General features: G+C 71.9%; 23 protein-coding genes. 13 read left to right on the top strand and 10 right to left on the bottom strand.

What is annotated here, in order from left to right; all coding sequences use genetic code 11:
• Positions 1-15 precede the first annotated feature (15 nt).
• The 5 genes from dhaL to IQ251_RS17600 all read left to right on the top strand — a co-directional run bounded on the left by dhaL (position 16) and on the right by IQ251_RS17600 (position 3,525).
• The gene (gene dhaL, locus IQ251_RS17620; RefSeq protein ID WP_193929772.1) at positions 16-654 is read left to right on the top strand and encodes a dihydroxyacetone kinase subunit DhaL; all 639 of its coding nucleotides are present in this window, start codon (positions 16-18) and stop codon (positions 652-654) included.
• Positions 651-1,343, top strand: coding sequence for a dihydroxyacetone kinase phosphoryl donor subunit DhaM (gene dhaM / locus IQ251_RS17615; protein ID WP_193929771.1), 693 nt, complete (start codon positions 651-653; stop codon positions 1,341-1,343). The genes dhaL and dhaM overlap by 4 nt, the downstream gene beginning before the upstream one ends.
• A 217-nt stretch (positions 1,344-1,560) precedes the next feature.
• On the top strand, positions 1,561-1,878 hold the full coding sequence (locus IQ251_RS17610; RefSeq protein ID WP_193929769.1) for an Rv1322 family protein: 318 nt from the start codon (positions 1,561-1,563) through the stop codon (positions 1,876-1,878).
• Between the two features lie 44 nt (positions 1,879-1,922).
• The gene (locus IQ251_RS17605) at positions 1,923-2,672 is read left to right on the top strand and encodes an alpha/beta hydrolase (RefSeq protein WP_193929768.1); all 750 of its coding nucleotides are present in this window, start codon (positions 1,923-1,925) and stop codon (positions 2,670-2,672) included.
• Positions 2,673-2,721: 49 nt separating this feature from the next.
• A complete protein-coding gene (locus tag IQ251_RS17600; RefSeq protein WP_370591481.1) occupies positions 2,722-3,525 on the top strand; it encodes an alpha/beta fold hydrolase in 804 nt (267 codons plus the stop codon).
• Between the two features lie 16 nt (positions 3,526-3,541).
• Here the strand turns inward: IQ251_RS17600 and IQ251_RS17595 are convergent, their stop codons facing one another.
• A complete protein-coding gene (locus tag IQ251_RS17595) occupies positions 3,542-4,987 on the bottom strand; it encodes a coiled-coil domain-containing protein (protein WP_228047389.1) in 1,446 nt (481 codons plus the stop codon).
• A gap of 165 nt (positions 4,988-5,152) precedes the next feature.
• Between IQ251_RS17595 and IQ251_RS17590 the strand changes: the two genes are divergently transcribed.
• Both IQ251_RS17590 and IQ251_RS17585 read left to right on the top strand, forming a co-directional pair.
• The gene (locus IQ251_RS17590; RefSeq protein WP_370591480.1) at positions 5,153-5,536 is read left to right on the top strand and encodes an SPW repeat domain-containing protein; all 384 of its coding nucleotides are present in this window, start codon (positions 5,153-5,155) and stop codon (positions 5,534-5,536) included.
• Between the two features lie 191 nt (positions 5,537-5,727).
• Positions 5,728-8,070 (top strand): penicillin acylase family protein, encoded by a 2,343-nt coding sequence (locus IQ251_RS17585; RefSeq protein ID WP_193929765.1) that lies wholly within the window; start codon positions 5,728-5,730, stop codon positions 8,068-8,070.
• 59 nt (positions 8,071-8,129) lie between these two features.
• On the opposite strand, the gene mce is transcribed toward IQ251_RS17585, so the two are convergent.
• Positions 8,130-8,576 carry a methylmalonyl-CoA epimerase gene (gene mce / locus IQ251_RS17580; RefSeq protein ID WP_193929763.1) on the bottom strand — a complete coding sequence of 149 codons (447 nt, stop codon included), beginning with the start codon at positions 8,574-8,576 and terminating at the stop codon, positions 8,130-8,132.
• A gap of 142 nt (positions 8,577-8,718) precedes the next feature.
• On the opposite strand from mce, the gene IQ251_RS17575 reads away from it, so the two are divergent.
• From IQ251_RS17575 to IQ251_RS17565, 3 genes are all read left to right on the top strand, one after another.
• Entirely contained in the window at positions 8,719-9,690 is a 972-nt protein-coding gene (locus IQ251_RS17575; RefSeq protein WP_193929761.1) for a hypothetical protein, read from the top strand.
• Positions 9,691-9,849: 159 nt separating this feature from the next.
• Complete coding sequence (locus tag IQ251_RS17570) at positions 9,850-11,037, top strand: acetyl-CoA C-acetyltransferase (RefSeq protein ID WP_193929759.1); 1,188 nt, start codon at positions 9,850-9,852, stop codon at positions 11,035-11,037.
• A 79-nt stretch (positions 11,038-11,116) separates the two neighbouring features.
• Positions 11,117-11,878, top strand: a complete 762-nt coding sequence (locus IQ251_RS17565; protein WP_193929757.1) for a hypothetical protein — start codon at positions 11,117-11,119, stop codon at positions 11,876-11,878.
• A gap of 5 nt (positions 11,879-11,883) precedes the next feature.
• Here the strand turns inward: IQ251_RS17565 and IQ251_RS17560 are convergent, their stop codons facing one another.
• The 4 genes from IQ251_RS17560 to IQ251_RS17545 form a co-directional block, all read right to left on the bottom strand.
• A complete protein-coding gene (locus tag IQ251_RS17560; RefSeq protein ID WP_441007493.1) occupies positions 11,884-13,251 on the bottom strand; it encodes a DNA polymerase IV in 1,368 nt (455 codons plus the stop codon).
• A 49-nt stretch (positions 13,252-13,300) separates the two neighbouring features.
• The gene (locus IQ251_RS17555) at positions 13,301-13,708 is read right to left on the bottom strand and encodes a TipAS antibiotic-recognition domain-containing protein (protein ID WP_193929755.1); all 408 of its coding nucleotides are present in this window, start codon (positions 13,706-13,708) and stop codon (positions 13,301-13,303) included.
• Positions 13,709-13,881: 173 nt separating this feature from the next.
• Positions 13,882-14,067 carry a hypothetical protein gene (locus IQ251_RS17550; protein WP_193929753.1) on the bottom strand — a complete coding sequence of 62 codons (186 nt, stop codon included), beginning with the start codon at positions 14,065-14,067 and terminating at the stop codon, positions 13,882-13,884.
• Positions 14,068-14,173: 106 nt separating this feature from the next.
• A complete protein-coding gene (locus IQ251_RS17545) occupies positions 14,174-15,199 on the bottom strand; it encodes a class I mannose-6-phosphate isomerase (protein WP_193929751.1) in 1,026 nt (341 codons plus the stop codon).
• Between the two features lie 180 nt (positions 15,200-15,379).
• On the opposite strand from IQ251_RS17545, the gene IQ251_RS17540 reads away from it, so the two are divergent.
• Entirely contained in the window at positions 15,380-15,739 is a 360-nt protein-coding gene (locus tag IQ251_RS17540; protein ID WP_370591479.1) for a DUF3817 domain-containing protein, read from the top strand.
• Positions 15,740-15,769: 30 nt separating this feature from the next.
• On the opposite strand, the gene IQ251_RS17535 is transcribed toward IQ251_RS17540, so the two are convergent.
• Positions 15,770-16,270, bottom strand: a complete 501-nt coding sequence (locus tag IQ251_RS17535; protein ID WP_193929749.1) for a MarR family winged helix-turn-helix transcriptional regulator — start codon at positions 16,268-16,270, stop codon at positions 15,770-15,772.
• A gap of 129 nt (positions 16,271-16,399) precedes the next feature.
• Between IQ251_RS17535 and IQ251_RS17530 the strand changes: the two genes are divergently transcribed.
• Positions 16,400-16,699 carry an MTH1187 family thiamine-binding protein gene (locus IQ251_RS17530; protein ID WP_193929747.1) on the top strand — a complete coding sequence of 100 codons (300 nt, stop codon included), beginning with the start codon at positions 16,400-16,402 and terminating at the stop codon, positions 16,697-16,699.
• A 96-nt stretch (positions 16,700-16,795) separates the two neighbouring features.
• Here the strand turns inward: IQ251_RS17530 and IQ251_RS17525 are convergent, their stop codons facing one another.
• Positions 16,796-17,005 (bottom strand): hypothetical protein, encoded by a 210-nt coding sequence (locus IQ251_RS17525; RefSeq protein ID WP_193929745.1) that lies wholly within the window; start codon positions 17,003-17,005, stop codon positions 16,796-16,798.
• A gap of 401 nt (positions 17,006-17,406) precedes the next feature.
• Here IQ251_RS17525 and trxA point away from each other — a divergent pair, with 401 nt between their 5' ends.
• The gene (trxA, locus tag IQ251_RS17520; RefSeq protein ID WP_228047388.1) at positions 17,407-18,327 is read left to right on the top strand and encodes a thioredoxin; all 921 of its coding nucleotides are present in this window, start codon (positions 17,407-17,409) and stop codon (positions 18,325-18,327) included.
• A 123-nt stretch (positions 18,328-18,450) separates the two neighbouring features.
• Here the strand turns inward: trxA and IQ251_RS17515 are convergent, their stop codons facing one another.
• The gene (locus IQ251_RS17515; RefSeq protein WP_370591478.1) at positions 18,451-19,866 is read right to left on the bottom strand and encodes a neutral zinc metallopeptidase; all 1,416 of its coding nucleotides are present in this window, start codon (positions 19,864-19,866) and stop codon (positions 18,451-18,453) included.
• Positions 19,867-20,062: 196 nt separating this feature from the next.
• The gene (locus IQ251_RS17510) at positions 20,063-21,340 is read right to left on the bottom strand and encodes a neutral zinc metallopeptidase (protein WP_370591477.1); all 1,278 of its coding nucleotides are present in this window, start codon (positions 21,338-21,340) and stop codon (positions 20,063-20,065) included.
• Between the last annotated feature and the right edge of the window lie 95 nt (positions 21,341-21,435).

Here is a 21,435-nt window from a genome sequence, read left to right as displayed (position 1 = left end):
CGAGGAGTGGAGCGGATGAGTTGCACGGCCGACGATGTGGTCGCGGCGCTGCGCGCGGGAGCCGATGTGGTGGCCGCGCACCGCGGCGAACTCGTCGAGATGGACCGGGAGATCGGCGATGCCGATCACGGGGAGAACATGGACCGCGGTTTCCGCGCGGTGATGGCCAAGCTGGACACGTCGTCACCGGACACCCCCGCTGCGGCGTTGAAGCTCGCCGCGACGGTGCTGATATCGAGCGTGGGCGGCGCGTCAGGGCCGCTGTACGGAACGGCCCTGCTGCGTGCCGCGTCCGCAGCCGGGGACGCCGCTGAGCTCGACGGGCCGGCGGTCGCGGCGCTGCTCCAGTCCGGTTTGGACGGTGTGGTCGCGCGGGGGCATGCCGAGCTCGGCGACAAGACCATGGTCGACGTGCTGGTACCGGCGGCCGAGGCGGCGGGAAACGCGGCCGAGGGCGGCCAGGATTCGGCGGGTGTGCTGCGCTCGGCGGCGCAGGCCGCGCAGGAGGCCGCCGAGAACACCCGCCCGCTCGTCGCGCGCAAGGGCCGTGCCTCCTACCTGGGGGAACGCAGCGCGGGGCACGTCGATCCGGGGGCGCGTTCCACGGCGTTGCTGCTCGGGGCGTTCGCCGAGTCGGCGGGGGTGCGCTCATGAGCGTCGGGCTGGTCATCGTCTCGCACAGCGCGCAGCTGGCCGCCGGAGTCCGCGAGCTGGCCGCGCAGATGGCGCCGGACGTGCGGGTGCAGCCCGCAGGCGGGATGGGCAACGACGCGATCGGCACCGACTTCGAGCGGGTCTCGACGGCGCTGTCCGATGCCGACACGGGTAGCGGAGCGGTGCTGCTCTACGACCTCGGCAGTGCCCAGATGGTCGCCGAACTGGCGGTCGAGTCGCTGGGCGATCCGGGGAGCGCGGTCGTCGCCGAAGCGCCGCTCGTGGAAGGCGCCGTCGCCGCGGCGGTGGCCGCGCAGGGCGGGGCGGATGTGCGTGCCGTGGCGCGGGCGGCGGAGTCCGCGGCCGAGGCCGGGTCTGCCGGGTCTGCCGGGGCGGTCGCGGCGGCGCCCGAGCCCACCGGGCAGGTGGAGGAGGATCTGCAGCTGACCAACGAGGTGGGGCTGCACGCGCGTCCGGCCGCGCTGCTGGCGCGCAGTCTCGCCGGCCTGCAGGCCGAGGTCGAAGTCGTGCTCGGCGACAAGCCGCCGGTGCAGGCGACCAGTGTGCTCGGCCTCATGGGGCTCGGGGCGCAGCGCGGCGACACGGTGCGGCTGCGCGCCGACGGCCCCGACGCGCGGGAGGCCCTCGACCGGATCCGCGCCCTGGCCCAGCGCAACTTCGACGAGTAGCGCCGGTCGCAGCATGGGAACTTTCCTGTCACCCGTGACAGGAAAGTTCCCATGCTGCAGCTGCGTGACCGTGCGAGTGCGGAGGGTGTGCGGTGGTCGAGCACCGTCGTGCCGTGCCGGTCGGACCGGGGTGGGGCGTGGGAGTTGCTGCCGTCTCGGTCGCCCGGCCCCGAACCTGCCCGCCCCGCGGTCCGGAACCGGCGGCTACCGTGGGACCGTGCCCAGACGCAACCAGCCGCGCCGCCGTTCGGGCGGACCGCCGGAGAACCGCGATCGCCCGGGTCCGGGGGCCGGTTTCGGCGCCTCCCGGGTGGAGAGCGGCCCGGACGGCGAATGGATGGTGCGCACTGTGCCGGGTGCTCAGGCCACCAAGCTGTACCGCTGCCCGGGCTGCGATCACGAGATCCGGCCGGGGGTGGCGCATGTCGTGGCGTGGCCCGCCGCGGACCGCGGCAGCGCCGACGACCGGCGGCACTGGCACAACGGCTGCTGGCGGGCGCGGGAGCGCCGCGGCCCCACGCGGCGGTGGTCGTAGCAGTCACATCCGGTGGCCCCCACGTCCGTGGGATGATTGCTGCGATGAGCACCGAGATCCGCGCCAACACGATGCTGCCGGCCCGCCGCGAGCCGATCACCCTGCACACGGCGGACGGCGTCGAACTCGTCGGTGAGCTCGCGCTCCCCGAGTCCCGGGCGCCTCGGGCCACGCTGATCTGCCTGCATCCGCTGCCGACGCACGGCGGCATGATGGATTCGCACATCTTCCGCAAGGCGGCGTTCCGGCTTCCGGCCCTGGCCGATCTCGCGGTGCTGCGGTTCAACACCCGCGGTACGGCCAGCGAGGCCGGGCGCAGCGGCGGCAGTTTCGACGGTGGGGACTCCGAGCGCTTCGATGTGGCCGCGGCGCTGGAGTACGCGGAGTTCCACGACCTGCCCGAGGTGTGGCTGGTGGGCTGGTCGTTCGGCACCGACCTCGCGCTCGTGCACGGGCTGGACCCGCTGGTCGAGGGAGCCGTGCTCATCTCCCCGCCGCTGCGCTGGAGCGGCGCCGAGCACCTTCGAGCCTGGGCGGATTCCGGCAAGCCGATGCGCGGGCTGATCCCCGAGCACGACGACTACCTGCGGCCGGAACAGGCGCGCGAGCGGTTCTCGGTGATCCCGCAGCTGGTGGTCACCGGGTTCGACGACACCAAGCACCTGTGGGTCGGCAAGGCCGAGGCGGCACTGGACGCGATCGTGTCCACCGTGGCCCCGGACGTGCCCACGCCGCTTCCGCGCAGCTGGGACGGTCCGTCGGAGAACCGCCAGGTGACCATCGTGGACTCCTGATCGGCCCGCCTGTTCCGGGACGGGTGCCGAGTCGGGCACGATGGGCGACGTGCACTACATCGAATCGGGAGTCGGCGCCCCGCTGGTACTGCTGCACGCGTTCCCGCTGGACGCGCGGATGTGGAATCCGGTGCGGACCCGCCTGGAGGACCGCACGCGGATGATCGCCCCGGATCAGCGCGGTCTGGGGGAGAGCGCGCTGGACGGCTCGTCGGCGCACCCGCTCGCCGGCGGTGATCGGGCCGCGGCGCCGGACGTGGAGCTGGCGGCCGCCGATGTTCTGGAGCTGATGGACCGGCTGGAGCTGCCGCGCGCGGTGGTCGGCGGGTGTTCGATGGGCGGCTACGTGGCGATGGCGATGCTGCGCGCGGCACCGGAGCGGGTGGCCGGGCTGCTGCTGGTCGACACCAAGGCGACCGCGGATGGACCCGACCAGCAGGCGAACCGCCGCGCGGTGGCCGACCGCGCGGAGAGTTCCGGGACCGGTGACTGGCTGGCCGCCGACATGCTGCCGAACCTGCTGGGCGACACCACTCGGCAACAGCGCCCCGAGGTGGTCGAGCAGGTGCGCGGGCTCATCGAGGAGCAGCCGGCCGCGGGCGTGGCCTGGGCGCAGCGCGCCATGGCGGCCCGTCCGGACAGCACCGGGACGCTGCGCGGATTCGGTGGTCCCGCGCTGGTGGTTGTCGGTGCCGAGGACGGCATCACCCCGCCGCAGGAGGCCGCGAAGATGGCCGACCTGCTCCCGGACGGCGAGCTCGTCACGCTGCCGGAGGTCGGGCACCTGTCCGCGCTGGAGGATCCGGATGCGTTCACCGCGGCCATCGGGCCGTGGCTGAACCGGATCGGGTGACCCGCCGGGCGGCTGGTCAGGAACGCCCGGCGGTCCGGTCGGTCTCGGTCTGGTCGGCGCCGGTCTGCTGCCCCGGCGTGCTGGGCAGCTTGATCCGCCGGGTCGGCTCGTCGAACCCGGCGGCGGCCCCTTCCCCGGCGCGGTCGATCCGCTGGGTGGGGCCGTCCGGCCCGCTGCCGGACGCGGAGCGCCGGTCCGCCTTGAACGGGTCCTCCGGGTCGTCGCGCTCGTCCATCTCGACCGCGGCTTCGGCCTCCTTGCGCGCCTGTTCGCGGGCTTCGGCCGCGGCTTCCTGGAGCTTCTCCTCCTCGGTGTTCTCCTCGGCCAGCCGTTCCAGCAGCGGTGTCGTCTGCCCGAGCATCTCGGCGGCGTCGCGCAGTTTGGTCGCCACCGAGTCGCGCAGCTTCGTCAGCGAGTGGACCTGCTCGTCGGCCGTGGCCAGGCGCCGCTGCACCTCCTCGGTGGTCGAGCCCAGCCTGCGTTCGGCGTCGGCGCGGGTCGCGTCGACCAGGCGCCGGCTCTCCCGCTGGCCCTCGTCGAGCACCCGGGTGGCCTCCTCGGTGGCTTCGCGCACCATGAGCTCGGACTTCTCGGTGGCCTCCCGGACGATCCGCTCGGCTTCCTCGGTGCTCTCCTGCTCGCGCTGCTCGGCGGCCGCGGTGGACTCGGCGGTGAGCTTCTCGGCCTGCTCGGTGGCCTCGCGGACCAGCCGGCTCGCCTCGTCGGTGGCTTCCTGCACCCGGCGGTGGGCCTCGCCGGTCCCCTCGCGCAGCCTGCGGTTGGCTTCCTCGGTGGCTTCCCGGACGCGCCGCTCGGCGTCGGCCTTGCTGGTGGCCTCCTGCTCGGCGAGGGTGCGCATGGCCTCGTTGCGCCGGGCGGCCATGGCGATCTCGAAGTCCTCTTCCACCTGGGTGCGGCGGGCTTCGGATTCCTGCTCGGCGCGCTGGCGGTTCTCCTCGGCTTCCCGGGTGATGCGCTCGGCCTCGTCCTTGGCCTTGTCCATCAGCGAGCGGTGTTCGGTCTCCATCTCGCTGCGCCGCGTGTCGACCTCGGAGATCAGCTGCTCGTAGCGGGTGCGCAGGTCGTTGGCCTCGGCCTCGGAGCGCGAGCGGGTCTCGGCCGCGTCCTTGTCGGCGCGGGCGCGGATGTCGTTGGCCTCGTCCTGGGCCAGCCGCAACATCCGCTGCAACCGCTCGCTGAGCCCTTCCAGCGTCGTCGGCGGCTTGGCGAGCCGCTCGACCTGACCGCGCAAGCTCTCCAGTTCGGACCGAGCCGCTTCCAGCTGCTTGGACAGGTCGTTGGCCTGGGAGACCGCCGCGTCCCGGTCCGCGCTGAGCATGCGGATGTCGGCGTCCAACCGTTCGAGGTGCTCGTCGACCTGGGCGCGGTCGTAACCGTTCTTCCGCGCGATGTCGAATTCGGATCCCAGAGGTAGGAAGTCGCGGTCGTCGGCAAGGCCCATGGGGACCAAGCTACCTGGTCGTCGACACCGTTGTGGGAGGTGTGGCGGACAACAGCATGTTTCCGGTCGGCCCGCTCGGCCAACCCCTGGAGAGGTGCGGCACCCGTGTCGTCCGTCCGAACGGTTCGCCGCGCTGACCGGGTCCGTGGAGTGGAGGTGATCGGCGTGAGCGGTGATTCGCGTGGTTCGGCCGTCCGGCCCTGGGTCCGCTGGCAGGACTGGTTGGTGGTGGTGCTGGGCGTGTACCTGGTGCTGGCCACGACGTGGACCTCGGTGTCCGGCGGGGGTGCGGCCGCGATGGTGGTGCTGGGTGCGCTGCTGGCGGTGTCCAGCATCTGGTCCCTGGCCCTGCCCGCGTCGATGACCAGCGAGTACGGGCACATGCTGCTCGGGGTTCTGCTGTTCCTGGCCCCGTGGGTGCTCGGCTACACCGCGTATGGGGCCGCGGCCTGGACGTCCTGGGTGATCGGGGTGCTCGCCGTGGTGGCCGGTGCGGCCGCGCTGCCGGAGGCGGGTTCGTCCGGCGGACGCACAGCCGGCCAGCACTGACCTCACCGCGTCGCCTGCGCGGGCGATGCGGTGCACCCGGCCGGTCCGGTGTCCCCGGTCCGGCCGAGCGGATGCTGCTCCGCGCTGTTCTTGTGGACCCCCGCACCCCGGGTTAGAACACCTGTGGGACGGACGGACGGCGGAGGGCAGCGGTGCATGTCGGTCGGATCGAGGTGTCCAGGAGGCGGGGGATGCTCGCGGCCGCCCTCGGCAGCGTGGGGGCCGCGTTGATGCGGCCGGCCGCGCACGCCCAGGAACGGACGCGCATCCCGGTCGCCGGGTTGCGGTCGCCGGTGGAGATCGTCCAGGACCGGTACGGGATCGCGCACCTCTACGCCGAGGACACGGCTGACGTGTTCCTGGCGCAGGGCTTCAACGCCGCCCGGCAGCGGCTGTTTCAGATCGACCTGTGGCGCAGGCGCGGGCTCGGCCGGCTCGCCGAGGTCCTCGGGCCGGACTACATCGAGCAGGACCGCGCCACCCGGCTGTTCCTGTACCGCGGCGACATGGCTGCCGAGTGGCAGCGTTATGCGCCGGACGCGGAGCACATCGCCACCCGGTTCACCGCGGGCATCAACGCCTACCTGGATTGGCTCGACCAGCATCCCGAGCAGCTGCCCGAGGAGTTCACCGCGTTCGGCTACCGGCCGCAGCGCTGGGCGCCGGACGACGTGGTGCGCATCCGCAGCCACGGGCTCACCCGCAACCTCACCAGCGAAGTGGCGCGCGCCCGGGTCACCGCGGCCGCCGGGGTCGACGCCGATCTGGTGCGCCAGGTGCTGCGGCCGCCGCACCGCACCCGGGTGCCGGACGGGTTCGACCCGGCCCTGCTGCCCGCGGACGTGCTCGACGTGTTCGACCTGGCGACCCAGGACGTGGACTTCGGCAGCGGTGAGGTGGATCCGTCGGTGGTGCGCGATCCGGCCACCGAGGGCAGCAACAACTGGGTCCTGTCCGGCGAGCGCACCACGACGGGCCGCCCGCTGCTGGCCAACGATCCGCACCGCGCGCACACTGCGCCGTCGCTGCGGTACCTGGTGCATCTGAGCGCTCCGGGACTCGACGTGATCGGCGGCGGCGAACCCGCCTTGCCGGGTATCTCCCTCGGGCACAACGGCACGGTCGCGTTCGGATTGACGATCTTCCCGATGGATCAGGAAGACCTCTACGTCTACGAACTCGACCCCGCCGACCACACCCGCTACCGCTACGACGGCGGGTGGGAGGCGATGACCGTGCTGCACGAGGACGTCGCCGTCGCGGGTGCGGCACCCCGGCAGGTGCGGCTCGCGTTCACCCGGCACGGCCCGGTGATCCGCACCGACCCGGAGCACCACCTGGCCTACGCGGTGCGCACCGCGTGGCTGGAACCGGGCATGTCACCGTATTTCGGTTCGATCGCCTACATGCGGTCCCGCGATTTCGCGGAGTTCACCGCGGCGATGCGCGACTGGGGAGCCCCGACGGAGAACCAGGTGTACGCCGACGTGCACGGCACGATCGGCTGGGTGCCGGGCGGGCTGGTGCCGGTGCGGGACGGTTACGACGGACTGCTGCCGGTTCCCGGGGACGGCCGTTTCGAGTGGGGCGGGTTCCGTTCCGGTGACGACCTGCCGCGGCTGCGCGACCCGGAGCAGGGGTTCATCGCCACCGCCAACCAGTTCAACCTGCCGCCGCAGCACCAGGATCTGGGACTGGGCTTCGAGTGGACCGACCCGTTCCGGCACCAGCGGAGCGTGGAGGTGCTCAGCGGCCGGCCGCGGCACTCGGTCGCCGACGCGTGCGCGCTGCAGAACGACCAGCTGTCGCTGCCCGCCCGCAGGCTGACCGCCGTGCTGCGCGGGCTGCGGGCGCGCAGTGCGGAACAGGCGGCCGCGCTGCGCCTGCTGGGCGACTGGGACCACGTGGAATCCGCCGACTCGGCCGCCGCAGCGTTGTTCGAGGTGTGGCTGTCGGGCCACCTCGGCCCGGCGTTCCTGCGCGCCGCCGTCCCGGACGCCGCCGAGCTCGTCGAACGACCGGACACCGCAGCACTGCTCGACGAGCTCGAACGGCCGGGGACCTGGCTGACCGACGAGTCGGAACGCGACGAACTCCTGCTGGAGACGTTGCGCACCGCGCACGCCGAGCTTGCCGGCAGGCTCGGTCCGCAGCAGGACGCGTGGCAGTGGGGATCGCTGCAGCACAGCTACTTCCCGCATCCCGCGTCCGGCGCGGTGACCCTCGTGCAGCGCGGACGGCTCGACGTGGGCCCGTTCCCGCGCGGCGGATCGGCGGCCACGGTCAACCAGTCCGACTACCGCACCGGGGACTTCCGGCAGATCAACGGGCCGTCGCTGCGCATCGTGCTCGACGTCGGTGACTGGGACCGCTCGGTGGCGGCGAACACCCCCGGGCAGTCGGGCCGGCCCGGCGACCCGCACTACCAGGACCTGGCGGGCGGGTGGAGCCGCGGCGAATACTTCCCGCTCGCCTACACCCGCGGTGCGGTCGAGCGGATCGCCGAGCAGCGGATGCTGCTGGTCCCCGGGTGAGCAGGCGGTGCGAGCATGGGAACTTTCCTGGCACACCGCCCGCCACGCCCGGGAGTGGCTCAGTGCCCCGGTGCGGGTTCCACCAGTTCCACCAGCACTCCGCCGCTGTCCTTCGGGTGCACGAAGTTGATGCGGCTGTCGGCGGTGCCCCGGCGCGGTTCGTCGAACAGCAGTCGCAGTCCCTTCTCGCGCAGCACCCGGCACGCGGTGTCGACATCGGTCACCCGGTAGGCCAGTTGCTGCAGCCCTGGGCCGTTGCGGTCCAGGAACTTCGCGATCGTCGAGTCGTCGCGGGCCGGTGCCAGCAGCTGGATCTGCGCCGCACCAGCGGTGTCGCCGGGCGCGCGCAGCATCGCCTCCCGCACCCCCTGGTCCTCGTTCGTCTCGGTGTGCGCGACTTCCAGCCCGAAGGTCTCGCGTTGGAACTCGATGGCCGCGTCCAGATCGGCGACCGCGATTCCCACGTGGTCGACCGCGGTGACCAGACCGTTCAACTCCGCTCGCATGGCCGCAGCGTAACGCCCCGGGAACGAGTCGGGAACGCCGGGAAATGCGGCAAAACCGGGCGGCCGGATTGCGCCGGAAAGCGGAACCGGGCCCGCGGCGGCCGGGACAGCATGTGGCGGATTCACCAACCAGGGAGTGAGCATGGTCGACAACCGACGTTCCCGCGGGCGGGTGCTCGGCGTTCTGGCCGCGGTGGCCGCGACCGCTGCCGGTGGCGTCCCGGCCGCGGCCGATGTGGACGGACGGGACTGGGATGAGGTCCGGATGCAGCGCGCTCAGGTGGCCTCCGCGCCGCTGCAGTTCGGCAGCGAACCGCTCGCGCAGGTGCGGGCGGCCGCCGAGGACGCGGCTGCGGAGGCGTCCTGCGGCCTCGACGCCTCCGAAGTTACCGATCTCACGCTCGCCCCGACGTGGCCCGAGGTGTCCGGGGACGGCGAGGCGCCGTCGCCGATGACCTTGTCGCGTTACGACGACCAGTCGTCGCTGCTGGATCCGCAGCAGCGCGCCGAAGGCCTGTTCTTCAACCCCGGCGTGGGCATCTGGCAGCTGGATTCGGCCGGGATGGGTGCGCAGGACACCGCCGCGTCCGCTGTGGACACCGGGTCGGCCGCGCAGCGCGTGGCGCCGCAGATCGTGCAGCGGTACTGCTCGGCGGTGGCCGGCGGTTCCGCCGAGCAGCAGGCGCGCGCCGCGGCGTGGCAGCCCTGGCACGCCTGCGACGAGGGCGCGTGCGAGGACATCTACCAGCGGTTGACGTCCGAAGGGGTCACCGAGGATCCGAACGTCACCCGGTACGGCGGTGCCGAGCAGCGCACCTGCAGCTACGAGGGCGCGGAGTACGACTGCCTCTACATCGATCCGGATGCCGCGCAGGGTGAGAACTCCTGGTCCGAACCCGGATTCGGTCCCGCGCCCGTTCCGGCGCCGTTCTACTCCTTCGAGCACACCGAGGGCGGCACCACCTACGAGGTGCGGTACTGGGCCGCGGAGGATTCCGGCGCATCCACCGACGTCTCCGCGCTGCGCCCGCTGGGTACGGATGCCCGCGGCGGGCTCACCTGGTCGTCGGGCTCGGGCATGTGCGATACCACCGCCGGCCGCGGCGCCTGCTGACCCGGGCGGGCTGCAGCATGGGAACTTTCCTGTCACTCCCGCACCTATGGTGCTCCTCACAGCCGGTGCTGCCGGGCTTCGTGGGTATGGTCCCCGGGACGCCACCCCGGTCATGATGGGAGCGGCGGCAGCACTTCGAATCGCAGCGGGAGGACACCAGTGGGCAGCTCGGTGATCGTGGCGGGAGCGCGGACCCCGATGGGCAGGCTGCTGGGGTCGTTGAAGGACTTCTCCGGTGCGCAGCTCGGCGGAGTGGCGATCTCGGCGGCCCTGCAGCGCGCGGGTGTGCCCGCTGACCAGGTGCAGTACACGATCATGGGGCAGGTGCTGACCGCCGGCGCGGGCCAGATCCCCGCGCGGCAGGCTGCGACTGCGGCCGGCATTCCGATGGACGTCCCGGCGCTGAGCATCAACAAGGTGTGCCTGTCCGGCCTGGATGCCATCGCGATGGCCGACCAGCTGATCCGCGCCGGCGAGTTCGACGTGGTCGTGGCGGGTGGCCAGGAGTCGATGACCGCGGCTCCGCACCTGCTGACCGGGTCGCGGGAGGGCTTCAAGTTCGGTGACGCCCAGCTGCTCGACCACATGTCGCACGACGGCCTGTTCTGCGCGTTCGACCAGGTCGCGATGGGAGCGTCGACGGAGAAGTACAACGCGCGCTACGGCCTGACCCGCGAGGAGCAGGACGAGTTCGCGGCCCGGTCGCACCGGTTGGCCGGCGCTGCCGCGGCGCGCGGCGCGTTCGCAGAGGAGATCGCGCCGGTCGAGGTGCCGCAGCGCAAGGGCGATCCGGTCGTGGTGGACACCGACGAGGGGGTTCGGCCGGATACGACCGCGGAGTCGTTGGCCAAACTGCGCCCCGCGTTCGCGGCCGATGGCACGATCACCGCTGGGTCCGCTTCGCAGATCTCGGACGGGGCCGCGGCCGTCGTGGTGATGAGCCGGGCCAAGGCCGAGGAGCTCGGGCTGGAGTGGCTGGCTGAGATCGGCGCGCACGGTGTCGTCGCCGGTCCGGACGCGAGCCTGCACGAGCAGCCGTCGAATGCGATCAAGCGCGCCTGCGGGCGGGAGAGCCTCGATCCGGCCGAGCTGGATCTTGTGGAGATCAACGAGGCGTTCGCCGCGGTGGGCATCGCATCCACCCGCGCGTTGGGCGTGGACGAGGACCGGGTGAACGTCAACGGCGGGGCGATCGCGCTGGGACACCCGATTGGCATGTCGGGTGCGCGCCTGGCGCTGCACCTGGGTCTGGAGCTCAAGCGCCGCGGTGGCGGTGTCGGGGCCGCTGCGCTGTGCGGCGGTGGCGGCCAGGGCGACGCTTTGCTGCTGCGAGTGGCCGGGGCGTGACAGGAAAGTTCCCATGCTCGCATCCGGGGCCGGGTGCGGTAGGTGATCAATCCGGTTCGTCGCGTCTACCCTGAACGCTATGAAGTGGCTTCCAGGAGGATGGCAGCGCAGCGACTGGGCGGATCCGGGCCGCACCACGATCCCGCGCGGTTCGCGCGGGCAGCGGGGTGGAACTGCTCGGTTCAGCACCGAGCACGTCCCGGAACCGGAACCGCGGACCCGGGTCGATCGGCAGCCGCAGTCGCAGCAGCCGACGGGGTTGAGTGCGGCGGCGCGGGATGTGGATGTCAGCGCGGCCGCGTTCCGGACGCTGCTCATCGGTGGCGGGGTCAGCGGACTGCTCACCGTGTTGTGCGCGGCGACGCTGGTCAACAAGGGCAGCACCGTCGGGATGTGGGTCTGGCAGCTGATCTTCGGCGTGTTGTTCCTGTGGTTCCTCAACGCCTCGCGCGGCATGCTCAACGGGCGGGGATTCGTGTTCGACCGCACCGGTTTCTACCCGCGCACGCGTGGTGAGGTGTTCGCCGTGCCCTGGAACGAGATCACCGCGGTCGGCATCGGGTCGCTGCCGTGGGTCGAGCAGCGCAGGCCGGTCGCCCCGGAGCGGCGGCACGCGCTGGAGTTCTACCCGGCTGATCCGGGCTTCGCCGCGCGCCACCCGGAGTTGGAGCGCTGGCGCATCGAGGAGCCCGCGCCGATGCACGGTCTTCCCGGCGAGCGGTACCGCTTCCACTTCGCCCCGTTCAGCGGCCTGCCCAAGCAGTTCGAGTCCGCGGTGCAGCAGTTCGCCCCGCAGCAGTGGGTCGGCAGTTATCGGCGCAAGCTCCCGCCGCTGGACTGAGCGGCTCACCCGCCGAAGCTGTTCATCGGGTCGCCGCTCTGCAGAGCCGGATCGTCGGCGGCGAACGTGCGCACCGGCCCCGGGCCGCTGGCGGCGGTCTCGAACCGCACGGTCACCCTGCCGTGGCCTGCTCCCTGCACCCAACCGTGCCCGTGTTCGTCGTGGTGCGCGTCGTCGCCCGCGCGCCATGGTCGGGGCGCCGATTCGGGTTGCTGCGCGACGTCGTCCTTTTCCGGCCCGTGCTCCGCGGGCGGATCCGAAGGGTTGCTGAACAGTGGTTCCTGCTCGAAACTCGCGAGCCCGGAGTAGGAGACCCCGACCAGGCGCACCGGGGTGCCGGGTGGGACGGCAGCGGGGATGAGGCGCTGTGCCGCTGCGCGCAATGCGCCGAGGTCGCTGGTGGCCGACGGGAACGTCTCCGCTCGGCTGATCGTGGTGAAATCCGCTCCCCGGACCTTCACCGTCACGGTGCGGGCCGCCCGGGCCGACCCGATGAGCCTGCGGTGCGCGGCCTCGGCCATGCCGGCGACCTCGGACCGCAGCACAGCGGTGTCGGTGATGTCGGTGTCGAAGGTGGTTTCCGCGCCGACCTGCTTGGATTCGGCGCGTTCGGCGACCGGGTGGTCGTCGATACCGCGGGCGAGCCGGTGCATTTCGGTGCCGTGGGCCTGCCCGAGCAAGGCGGTGACGTCGTTGATTCGGAGCTGGGCCAGTTCGCCGATGGTGTGCACCCCGATCCGGGCGAGTTTCGACCCGGTGACCGGGCCCACACCCCACAACTTGCGCACCGGGAGCGAGGCGAGCAGGTCGTCCTGTTCGTCGGGCGCGATCACGAACGCACCGTCCGGTTTGGCCAGCCCCGAGGCGATCTTGGCCAGTTGCTTGCCGGGGCCGGCACCGACCGAGGCGGTCACTCCGACGTCGGCCTCGATGCGGCTGCGCAGTCGCGCGGCGAACGCGTCGACTTCGGCGCTGGGGCGGTCGGCGAGCTGTGTCGGTTCGAGGAACGCTTCGTCGATGGAGACCTGCTCCACCAGGTCGGACGACTCGCGCACGATCGCCAGGACCCGTTTGCTGACCGCTTGGTAGACGCGGAACCGCGGCGGCAGCACGACTGCGATCGGGCATCGGCGGCGAGCCTCGCCCATCGGCATGGCCGAGCGCGCGCCGTATTCGCGGGCTGCGTAGCTGGCGCCGGCGACGGTCCCGCGCGGTCCGGTTCCGCCGACCAGCACCGCCCGCCCGCGAAGTGTGGGGCGGGTGAGCTGCTCCACGGACGCGAAGAACGCGTCCATGTCCACGTGCAACACCCACCTGCGCATATCCCCATTGAACGGGATGGCGCCGACAGCCGGGTGGAGCGGTGACAGCATGGGAACTTTCCTGTCACGCGTGCCGCACGCGATCTACCCGGCCATGTCGCTAGCGCAGCCGCGCCCAGGCGTAGGCGGTCATCGCGTCGCGCAGGTAGGCGGCCATGCCGTTGGGCTTGCGCCGTTCGATGCGTTTGCGGAACTTGGGCTGGTTCACGTACATCTGCGCCAGCCGCAGGTACGAATCCCGGTCCGGGGTCCAGAAGTGCTGCAGCCACCGGTAGTGCTCGTCGACGACCTGCTGGGTACGGGGGTCGTTCTCCGGTACGCCCGCCGCGAACAACTCGGCGATCCGGGAGCTGATCCGGTTCCAGTCCGAGCCGATCTTCTGCGCCAGGGCTCGCCGTTCAGCTTCTTCGCGGGGGGAGCGGTCTTGTGGGGAATACCCCAGCAGTGCGGTGCCGTCCTCCTCGGCTTCGGCCTGGTCAAGACCTGAGTTCCCGAACACCGGCTGCATGCCGCTCCCATCATTCACTCACACGCACAGCTGAGCCCGCCTAGGATGGGCGGACGGACAGTGATGACCGCGGCATGTTCCGGTCGCGACGTCACCTGTCCGTGGCACCCTAACCGAGCGAAACGGGCGCTGTACGCGAATAGAGTGATCTTGTGGAGCGCGTTCGAGGGCGCTCAGCTCTGCCCCGGTTTCTCCTCATCATCCGCGGAGTCCGCGTCGTCCTGCGCGGGCGGCGCGAGGTACACGACGCCCCGGTCGAGGTCCAACGGGCCACCCGGGTCGTAGTTCTTCGAGATCCCGCCCTCGTCCTTCTCGTCCTTGAGCTTCCTGCCTGGAACCAGTTCGCCGTAACTGCTCATACCGCCAAAATAACGTGGCCGGACAACCAGAGGGGCGGTTCGCGGCGTGCCCTGGCGGCGCGGTGACAGGAAAGTTCCCATGCTCGCACCCGCCGCCGGCCGCCCGTCACAGCTGCGGGGCGGGTGGGCGGCAGTGCACGAGGGTGCAGTCGCCGACCAGGCGCACGGGTTCGGCAGCGTGCGGGATGACGATCGTCGCGCCGCGGTGCAGCGGCAGCGAGCCATCGGACCAGTCCAGCCGGCCGTGTCCGCTCAGCGCGATCAGCACGCCGAACGACGGTTCCAGCTCGATGCCGCCGCCGGGCTGCAGCCGCTCGGCGCGGAAGAACGGCACCGCGGACTCGGCCAGCAGCGGGATCCGCGCCCCGCCGCGGTCGCCGGTCCGGGTGATCAGTTCGGCGAGCGTCGCGTCGCCGAGCCCCGACCGGTTGAGCGTGTGCAGCGCGGTCTCCTGGTCCAGCCCGAGGAACGCGGCCTCGGCGCCGGACAGGAACCCTTCCCATTCGAGCGTGATCGAGAAGTCGGTGGGCTGCTGCAACTCGACCAGGAAGACCCCGGGGCCGATGGCGTGCGGAGTCCCGGCGGGCACGTGCACGGTGTCGCCCGGCCGGACCGGGATGCGGTTCAGCGCCCCGAGCATCGTCGAACTGTCCTGGGTGCCGACCCACCGCGCGACGGTCGCCGCGTCGACGTCCTCGCGGAAGCCGAGGTACACGACCGGATCTGCGCCCGCGGTCCCGACGACGATCCACGCCTCGGTCTTGCCGAACCGCGATCCCAGGTGCTGCCGGGCGAACCGGTCCGACGGGTGGCAGTGCACCGGCAGCCGCTGCCCGGCGTCGAGGAGCTTCACCAGCAACGCGGTGCTGTCGCCGAAGGCGGCGATGTGTTCGGCGCCCAGCCACTCCTGCGGGTTGCGTTGCACCGCGTCCCGCAGCAGCAGACCGTCCGGCAGCGGTGACAGGCCGGATTCCGCGAACCCGAACCGGCTGGTGGTGGAGGCGACCCAGTCCTCCGGGCCGTACTCCGCGGCGCCGTCTGTGCCGCGGAGCTCGGCGATCGATCCACCGCCCCGGTAGAACTGGCGCGGTTGGTTGGCCGGCAGCGGCAGCGGGACGGCGGTGGTGTCCAAGTCCGGTTCCTCCCAGCGGGACGCGGCCGGGAGGGCCGATCTCCCGGCTCCAGGGTCAGCGCATTGGACCGCAGCCGCTGCGTGCTGTCAACGAAACCGGCCGCGGTCGGCCCGGCCGGGGTGTGATGCGCGGCACCGGTCACACTCGGTAGTAACTGTGTCGAGGGAAGTGGGTGGAACGTGCCGCGTACGCATGGCGGTTGGTTTCGGCTGGTCGCGGTCGCCGAGGCATATTCGTGGGCGGGACTGCTGATCGCGATGGCGTTCAAGTACGGCCTGGACATGTCGTTGGGCGTCACCGTCATGGGCTGGGTGCACGGTGCGGTGTTCACCGCTTACGTCATCGCATGCCTGGTGGTTTTCAGCCCGCTGCGCTGGAGTTTCTGGGTGCTCGTCGCCGCGGGGTTGTCCTCGATCCCGCCGTTCGCCACGGTCGTCTTCGAACGGTGGGCCGGGCGGCGCGGACTGCTGGAGGTCCCGGACACCGACGCCCCGACGTTCTGGGGCCGAGTCCGCTACGTGCTGCGCGAGCTGAACTGACGCCTCCCCGCGCCGGCGCCGTCGGGCTGCTCAGAAGTCGCCGGCGGCGTGGCGCACCTTGCCCAGCAGGTCGGTCAGCTGCTGGGTCTGGCGTTCGGTGATGCCCTGCAGGCCGAAGTCGATCTCGTCGACCGATTCGGTGGCGCGTTTCATCTGATCCCTGCCCGCGTCGGTGATCTCCACGAGGGTGGTCCGCCGGTCGGTCGGATGCGGGACCCGGTTGACCAGTCCGTCCTGCTCCAGCCGGTCCACGATGTTGGTCACGCTCGTCGGGTGCAGCTGGAGCCGGTCTCCCATGACGCGCATGGGCAGGCTCCCGCGGCGGGAGAAGGTCAGCAGCACCAGCGCCTCGTACCGGGCGAACGTCAGGTTGTGCGGGCGCAGGGCGTTGTCGACAGCGGACTGCAGGATCTGCTGGACCCGCATCACGCTGGTGACGGCGGCCATCGTCGTCGACGGGCCGACCCGTTCGGACCAGATCTCGGCCGCGCGGGCAATCGGGTCGAAAGGCAGCGGATTGCGGGGACTCATGGTGTTCGACGCTAGCAGCGGGTAGTGGTCGTGGTGATGACTGCGGTGCCGCGCGGTTCGGTCGGTGCCGGAGACGTGATCCGGAGCGTTCCGGCTGAGCTGCGCCGCGGCATCGGGGAAGGAGTTGCGGTGCTGGTTGCGTTCAGCGTGTCCCCGAGCGGGGGCGACGACGGCGATAGCGTCAGCGAGGCCGTGGCGGCCGCGGTGCGGATCGTTCGGGAGTCCGGACTGCCGCACGAGACCACGTCGATGTTCACCACGGTCGAAGGCGAGTGGGACGCCGTCATGGATGTGGTCAGGCGGGCGACCGAAGCCGTCTCCGCGCGGGCCCCGCGCACCAGCCTCGTGCTCAAGGCCGATATCCGCCCGGGGCACACGGGCCAGCTGCAGGAGAAGGTGCGCCGGGTCGAGCAGCAGCTCGGCGACTGAGGGGTGCTCGGGAAGCGCCGACGGCGTCAAGACCCGCAGACGAGAACGGGGGGCGGTACCGATCGCGGTACCGCCCCCCGGTCACTGCCAGGAGGGTCAGCTGCCCTGCCCGGGGTGGTCCACCACCGGAGCGTTGACGCACTCGGAGGACTCGGGCGACAGCACCGGGACGACGAGCCCGACGGCGGCGCCGACGTCGTTGCCGCAGAGCTGCACCGGCACGGCGCTGATGTTGTTGTCGTCGAGCAGGTTGACGCCGTCGTTGTCGGCACTGTCGGCGAAAGCTGCGGCGGTGCCCAGGGTCATGACGCCGAGGGCGGTGGCACCGGCGACACCGGCAACACGGGTAGCAATACGCACTTTTTCGTACCTCTCGTTGAACTACGGGCAGGGAGGTCCCTCGCAAGGAGCCCCCGCAACGGCCCGCGGTGGCATGTCGTCCATCGCGGGCTCGGTTGCACCTTCGACGATCACGGCGCGGGAACCTGAGGGTTCGATCCGAAGATCCCCTCGGGCGAGTGCTGATCTACACCGGTTCGAGTGAGCTCCCGCTGCGCGGGTCGCGCCCGGGCGGGGTCCGTGGCGGACATCGGTGCCCGCGGGGTCTTCCGACGACCCACCGCGCAGGTGCGCCCAGGCTCCACGAGTTGCGCCGGGCGTGTCAGGATGGGGATGTGACGAGGCCGGATCCACGCCAGAACCCAGAAATGTCCGCTGCGATGGCGGGTGCCGTCGACCTCTCGGGCCTGAAGAACAAGGCCGAGGCGAATGCCCGCGGAGGCGATCAGGCTCCTGCCGGGGGGAGCGGTGCGGCCGACAACCCGGCGGTCGTCGACGTCACCGAAGCCACCTTCCAGGCCGAGGTGGTCGACAAGTCCATGCAGGTCCCCGTCGTGGTGGACCTGTGGGCCACGTGGTGCGGGCCGTGCAAGCAGCTTTCCCCGGCGCTGGAGAAGCTCGCCCAGGAGGGCGGTGGTTCCTGGGTGCTGGCCAAGGTCGACGTGGACGCCAACCCGCGCATCGCGCAGTTGTTCCAGGTCCAGTCGGTTCCCACCGTGATCGCGATCGCCGGTGGGCAGCCGGTGGACGCCTTCGCCGGAGCGCAGCCCGAGCCGCAGCTGCGGCAGTGGATCGACCAGCTGCTGCAGACCACCCGGGACCAGGTGTCCGGGGCGCAGGCGGCCGAGGCCGAGGAGGCGGAACCTGTCGAGGAGCCGGACGACCCGCGGTTCACAGCGGCCGAGGAGGCGCTCGAACGCGGTGACTTCGCCGCAGCGGAGGACTCCTACCAGCAGATCCTCGCCGCCGAACCGGACAACGAGCAGGCCAAGGCCGCGCTGACCCAGGTCCGGTTCCTGGCTCGCGCGGAGAACGCGGACCCGACCGCTGTGGAGCGCGCCGACGCCGAGGTGGAGAACGTGGATCTGCAGCTGGCCGCTGCGGACGCGGAACTCGCCGACAGCAGGATCGAGGAGGCCTTCGACCGGTTGGTCAAGACGGTCAAGCGGGCCGCCGGCGATGACCGGGACCGGGCCCGCAAGCACCTGGTCGACATGTTCGAGATCTTCCCGGAGGGCGATTCCCGGGTGCTCGCCGCCCGCAGGGCGCTGGCCAGCGCGTTGTTCTGAGCTGCCGGGTGTGCTGCGCGGGGTCGTTCGCGGTACCGGGCAGCACCCGAACGTCGGGCCGGGTCGCGGAAGCGGCCCGGCCCGCTTCATCGGATGCGGTCGATGGTGCGGCCGGGTCGCCGATCAGACGTAGTTCGTGGTGCAGGGGCTGAATCCGTCCTGGAAGCCGACCCGGAACGCCTCCACTCGCGCGAATCCCGCAGGCGCTTGCGCGCCGGTCACGTCGGCGGCGACGAGGCTGTCCTCGGTGAGCATCGCCGCCACGCCCTCGTCGACGTCGCCGGGTGCGATCCGGAGTCGGCCCACCGGATTGCGCTGGCCGATCGGGTCTTCGAGCAGCAGCCCGCTCCACGAGCCGACCAGGCACGCGGTACGCAGGCCCGCGGCCGGATCGTCCAGCGGAAGCCCCGCCGCCTGCTGCACGGACAGGGCGTAGCGCGAGGCGATCTGGGCGTAGGCGGCGAAATCTCCGCGCCCCGCGGTCGGGTCGCCCGGTTCGGGTGGGGCGCCGATCTCGCGCAGCTCGTCGAGGTCCAGCGAGACGGTGTTCGTCTCCGGGCAGTAGGCGGCGGGCGAGGTCGTCGTCCGGCCGGGGCAGTCGGCGGGGGCGGTGGTGATCACGGGTGGCTCGGCGCCGGTTTCGACGAACACCTCCCGCAAGCTCGTGACGACCGCGTCCACGCTCTCCCGGTCGACCGGGAGATCCTCGTCCTGCCCGTCCTTCCAGAACTCGAACTGCGTGGTGCGTTCGGCGACGTCGGCGAAATCCATCCGGGTGCAGCGTTCCGGCCCTTCGGCGAAGCCGAACTGGAAGGCCGTCACCCGGTCGAACGCGCTGCCGTGCGCGTCTTGGACGCGGAAGTCCGAGGTGCCCGGCACGTCCCGGATGTGGTCGAGCACCCCCAGCACCTGGTTGAGCCCGTTGCCGGTGGAGATCTCGAAGTGCTCGGAGGAGCCCTCGGCCACGTGCCGGAAGTACGAGCCCGTGTAGCAGTCGGCCTGCTGTTCGAGCACGATCACCGGGTCGTCCGGTCCGGCGGTTCCCGCGCGCTTCTGCACCGCGTGCCCCATCTCGTGGGCCAGGACGGCGACCGGCGCCATCGGCCCGAACTCCGCGGACAGCTGCGGGAGCAGGTCTCCTCGGTCCCAGGCGATCAGGTCGTCGGTCGGGCAGTAGAACGCGTTGGCCAGTCCCTTGGTGTCCGCCCCGCACAGCCGCACCCCGCGCGGTGCGCGGGAGTCGTAGGAGACCAACCGGGAGACCGGGTCGAACGAGGCTCCGTCGAACGTCGCCGGGAACGCGTCGGCCCAGAAATCCTCGACGTCGGCGACCGCGTTGCGGGCGAGTTCGTCGGTCGTGCCGTGGTCGGTCCCGGCGACCGGCTGGTCGGGCTCCGGCGCCTGGTTCTTCGGGCCGCTGGGGCCGTCGGTTACCGGCAGGCCGGCCACCTCGGTGGCCGAGGTGGTGCGCGAGCTCGTCGGGGTGCCCCCGATCGTGTCCGCGCAGCCGCCGACCAATGCCGTGCAGGTGAGTACCACGACGGCGGTCGTGGAGGCTCTGCTCCACCGGCGACGTCCTGCCGATCCGCTGAACACTGACGAGCCCCGTCCGCTGAAGGTGCCGGATTCCGCGCACAGCCGAGCAGCAGGTGCACCGCGCTGCGGTGTGCGCACCGCAGCCTATCGGTCGCGGTGCGCCGAGATCGGCCCTCTCGGCGTGCGGACGACGCGAACGTCAGCCCCCGCGGTCGTCGCAGGACTGCGGGCCGCCGGTAGCGCCGGCGCGGAACGCGGCCATCCGGTCGAACCCGCCGAGGTGGTTCGTGCCGCCCGCATCGCGGGAGACCGAGCCGGTGTGCAGGACGGCGCGCACGGCTTCGTCCAGTTCCACCCTGGTCAGGTCGTCGCGGTCGGTGGTGAACGCACCGGTCAGGCAGGTGATGCGTTCGCCCGCCGCCGCACCGGTGGTGGGTGCGCCCGACCGCTGGAGCGCGGCGGCCGCGTAGCGCGAGGCCAGCTGGGTTTCGGCGGCGTGCGGTCCGTCCTCGGAATGCACGTCCTGCAGCGCGGCCCGGTCGACGGCGACGGTGGGCGGGTCGGGGCAGTAGGCGACCGCGCTGATCTGGCGGGCGCATTCCTCCGGTGCGGCGCGCACCGGGACCACGCGTGGCGGCGGGGAGCCGGTCAGCCGGGCGATGAAGTCCGCGGCTCGGTCGTCGGCGAGCACCCGGTCGAGATCGCGCGCCGGTACCTCGCCGGGCGTTCCACCGGGCACGTCCGCCGCGGGCGACGTGCAGCTGTCGGGTCCGCGCTGGTAGCCGTCCTGGAAGGCGGCGACTCGCTCGAAGGAGGAGCCGTGTTCGGTGCCGCCGGTATCGGTCAACGGGTCCTGGAAGACCGTCAACGCGCGCAGCGCGCCGTCCAGCTGCCCGGAGTCGACCCGCAGGTGCGGTGATCGGCCGTCGGCGACCCAGCGCAGGAATCCGCCCGCGTAGCAGTCCGCGCCGGCTTCCAGCAGCGCCGGGTCCGGGCCGGCCGCCGCGTCGTCGGACCCGGCGCGGTGCTGCACGGCGTGCCCGAACTCGTGCGCCAGTACCACTGCCACCGCCGCGTCGCCGTAGTGCTCGCGCAGCACCGGCAGCAGCGCGGCCCGGTCCCAGGCGATCGCGTCCGCGGTCGCGCAGTAGAACGCGTTGCCCTCGACATCGTCGGTGCCGCTGGTGCACGGCGGTGCCGTGGCCGAGGGGTCGGCGGTGTCCACCGAGAACACGCCGCCGCCCAGGTCGTGCCAGCCGGTTGCCGCTACCTCGGGGAACGTCGCCGACCAGTAGCGCTGCACTTCGTGCACCACGGTGGCCGCCAGCTGGTCGTCGGCACCGTGGTCGGTGCCCTGGACGAACCCGGGGTCGACCGGGTCGGCGAGGACCGGGGGCGGCGCCTGCGGTGCGGGTGAACACGCCGTCACGGCGGTGACCAGGGCGATCATCCCGGTTGCGAGTCCCAGTAGGCGCACGATGTCGAGCCTGCCATCCGGGCCGGGGCGGTTGCTTGCCCGGTCCGGGTGGCGCGTGGCGCACGGTTGCACGTGTGGGCGGGTCGGCGAGATAA

It is taken from the genome of Saccharopolyspora montiporae, assembly GCF_015209505.1.
In the GTDB taxonomy this organism is placed as follows: domain Bacteria; phylum Actinomycetota; class Actinomycetes; order Mycobacteriales; family Pseudonocardiaceae; genus Saccharopolyspora; species Saccharopolyspora montiporae.
Note: the sequence above shows the minus strand (reverse complement) of the source record. Positions and strands in the feature narration are given on the sequence as shown.